Genomic DNA, 3,057 nt, shown 5'->3' with positions numbered 1-3,057 from the left:
CGGTCGCGTAGCGCAGCGACGGGCCGATCTCGTCGACCTCCAGCTCGATCGCGGTGCGGTTGTTGCCCTCGCGATCCTGGTAGCTGCGCTGCTTGAGGCGGCCGGTCGCGATGACCCGCATGCCCTTCGTCAGCGAGCCGGCGACGTGCTCGGCGAACTCGCGCCAGACGCTCGCGCGGAGGAACAGCGCTTCGCCGTCCTTCCACTCGTTTGCCTGACGGTCGAAGTTGCGCGGCGTCGACGCGATCGTGAAGTTCGCGACGGGAAGGCCGTTCTGCGTGTAACGCAGCTCGGGATCAGCCGTGAGGTTTCCCACGACGGTGATGATCGTCTCGCCGGCCATGACCCTTAGGCCTTCGCTGCCTTGGCCGTCTTGCGGGCGGCACGCTCGTCGGCGCGCTGCTTCTCGGACGCGATCATCGCGATGGCCTCCTCGGCACGCAGCACCTTGGTGCGCATGACCTGCTCGCTGAGGTTCAACTGGCGGTCGAGCTCCTGCGTGGTCTCGGCGGTCGCGGTGAAGTCGACGACGGCGTAGATGCCCTCGGTCTTCTTCTGGATCTCGTACGCCAGGCGACGACGACCCCAGATGTCGATGTTCTCGATGGTGCCTCCGTCGGTCGTGATGACCTTGAGGAACTTGTCGAGAGTCGCGCCGACCTGGCGCTCGTCGATCTCGGGGCTCAGGATGACCATGAGTTCGTACTGGTGCGTCACTAACCCACCTCCTTCGGACTAGAACGGCTGCCGGGCATTTCCCGACAGCAGGAGGGTGTGTTGCACGTCATCCGTCTTCTCGCGCACCGGGGCGCGTGCGGACAACCCTCCTATGGTACCGGATGCCCCGGCACCCGCCCAATCGCCCGCTCAGCGGAACGCGCCGAGCCCTGTAAGGTGCTGGCCGAGCACGAGGGTGTGCACCTCGTCGGTCCCCTCATAGGTGCGGACGGACTCCAGGTTCGCGGCGTGGCGGATCGGGGAGTTCTCGAGCAGCACCCCGTCGCCGCCGAGGATCGTGCGGGCCTCGCGGGCGATCGCGATCGCCTCGCGCACGTTGTTGAGCTTGCCGAGCGAGATCTGCGCGGGGGTCAGGGTCCCGGCATCCTTCGCCCGCCCGATGTGCAGAGCGAGCAGCGCGCCCTTCTGCAGCTCCACCATCATGTCGACGAGCTTGCGCTGCGTGAGCTGGAACCCCGCGATCGGGTGGCCGAACTGCTCACGGCGCAGCGCGTGGCGCAGAGCCGCCTCGTAGCTGTCGCGCGCGGCGCCGAGCGCTCCCCACACGATCCCGTACCGCGCCTCGTTGAGCGCGGCGAAGGGTCCGCGCAGCCCCAGGGCCCCGGGGAGGAGAGCGGATGCCGGCACCCGCACTCCGTCGAAACGCAGCTGCGTCTGCACCGACGCGCGCATCGAGCCCTTCGGCTCGAGCACCGTGATGTCGAGGCCGGGCGAGTCGGTCGGCACGAGGAATCCGCGCACGCCGTCGTCGGTCTGCGCCCACACCACCGCGAGGTGCGCGATCGACGCGAGGCCGATCCAGCGCTTCGCGCCCGTGACGACCCAGTCGCCGCCGTCGCGTCGCGCGTGCGTCGTCATGCTGGCCGGGTCGGAGCCCGCGCCGGGCTCGGTGAGGGCGAAGCATCCGATGGCGTCACCCGCGGTCAAGCGCGGCAGCCACTCCTGCTTCTGCTCGTCGCTGCCCCATCGGTGGATCGAGCCCATCGCGAGCGAGCCCTGCACCGAGACGAAGGTGCGGATGCCCGAGTCGCCGGCCTCGAGCTCGAGCGCCGCCAGCCCGTACTCGACTGCGGTGCGGCCGGGGCATCCGTATCCGTCGAGGGTCATCCCGAGCACGCCGAGGCGTCCGAGCGCGGAGGCGAGCTCGCCGGGGAAGTGCGCCCGGTCGAACCACTCGGCGATGTGCGGACGGATCTCGGTGTCGACGAAGGCCCGCACGCGGTCGCGGACGGCGCGCTCGGCCGCGGTCAGCTGGGAATCGATGCCGAGGATGTCGGATGCCGCACGCAGCGCATCGAGGTCGTCGGGGTCTCTGCGGGCATCGGTCATGGCGCCTCCTCGCGTCTGCCTTCGATTGTGCCCTGCGCGGTAGCCTGGCCCCGTGAGCGCTCCTCCTTCCACGGCGGCGTACCCGTTCGACGCCCGGCCGCTGGTCGAGCCCGTCGACCGCGCAGCGGCACGCGCGTTCGCGCAGGGGCTGAAGGTGGCGGGACGGTTGCCTGGGTTCTCGGCCTCCGGAGTGGTGGTCGCGATCGTGGCTCTGGCCGTGACGGTGGCGTTCGGCTCGGTCGTGGTGACGATGCTCGGTGCTGTCGTCGGCGCGCTGACATCCCCGCCGGAGGGCGGCGGCGCGCTGGGCGTGGTGTTTGTCGTGATCCCGCCGCTGGTGATCGTGGGAATCATCTCCGCGGTGACCTTCGCGTTGGTGCGTGGCCGCCGTTCGCGCGAGGAGCGCATGTACCGGATCGACGGCTTCGCGCGTGCGAACGCGATGTCGTACCTGCCGCAGGTCGACGACCCGGGGCTGCCGGGCATGATCTTCTCTCTCGGCGGCTCCCGCCAGGCGACCGACCTCGTGCGCGGCGAACGCCCGCGCTTCGTCGAGTTCGCGAACTACCGCTACGTCACCGGCTCGGGCAAGAACCGCACGACGCACGCATGGGGCTACGTCGCGGTCAAGCTCGACGTGCCGCTGCCGCACATCGTGCTCGACGCGACCGGCAACAACGGGCTGTTCGGCTCGAACCTGCCGCAGATCTTCGACAAGGATCAGCGCCTCGGCCTCGAGGGCGATTTCGACCGCTTCTTCTCGCTCTACTGCCCGGCCGGCTACGAGCGCGACGCCCTGTACCTGTTCACGCCCGACATCATGGCCCGCTTCATCGACAACGCCGCGGCGCTCGACGTCGAGATCGTCGACGACTGGCTGTTCCTCTACGCGAAGCGGGACTTCTCGACGCTCGACCCCGCGACGTGGGCGTGGCTGTTCTCGGCGGTCGGCGCTCTGCTCGACAAGTTCGCGCAGTGGGCGCGCTGGCG

General features: G+C 69.6%; 4 protein-coding genes. 1 reads left to right on the top strand and 3 read right to left on the bottom strand.

All coding sequences use genetic code 11. The annotated features are described in order from the left end of the window. The 3 genes from EIO58_RS15200 to EIO58_RS15190 form a co-directional block, all read right to left on the bottom strand. A partial coding sequence (locus tag EIO58_RS15200) for a single-stranded DNA-binding protein (protein ID WP_164861758.1) occupies positions 1-343 on the bottom strand: 343 nt, incomplete at its 3' end. Positions 344-348: 5 nt separating this feature from the next. After that, on the bottom strand, positions 349-717 hold the full coding sequence (gene rpsF, locus EIO58_RS15195; RefSeq protein WP_127820221.1) for a 30S ribosomal protein S6: 369 nt from the start codon (positions 715-717) through the stop codon (positions 349-351). Between the two features lie 150 nt (positions 718-867). After that, on the bottom strand, positions 868-2,067 hold the full coding sequence (locus tag EIO58_RS15190) for an acyl-CoA dehydrogenase family protein (protein WP_127820220.1): 1,200 nt from the start codon (positions 2,065-2,067) through the stop codon (positions 868-870). Between the two features lie 52 nt (positions 2,068-2,119). On the opposite strand from EIO58_RS15190, the gene EIO58_RS15185 reads away from it, so the two are divergent. Next, on the top strand, positions 2,120-3,057 hold a 938-nt coding region (locus EIO58_RS15185; RefSeq protein WP_127820219.1), incomplete at its 3' end, for a hypothetical protein.

The organism is Microbacterium sp. CPCC 204701 (assembly GCF_004010105.1).
Lineage (GTDB): Bacteria > Actinomycetota > Actinomycetes > Actinomycetales > Microbacteriaceae > Microbacterium.
This window is presented reverse-complemented; position numbering and strand designations above follow the sequence as displayed.

What these genes read in the sequence shown, in the direction of transcription:
- EIO58_RS15190 (WP_127820220.1), bottom strand. Translation starts at nt 2,067, where the DNA reads ATGACCGATGCCCGCAGAGACCCCGACGACCTCGATGCGCTGCGTGCG.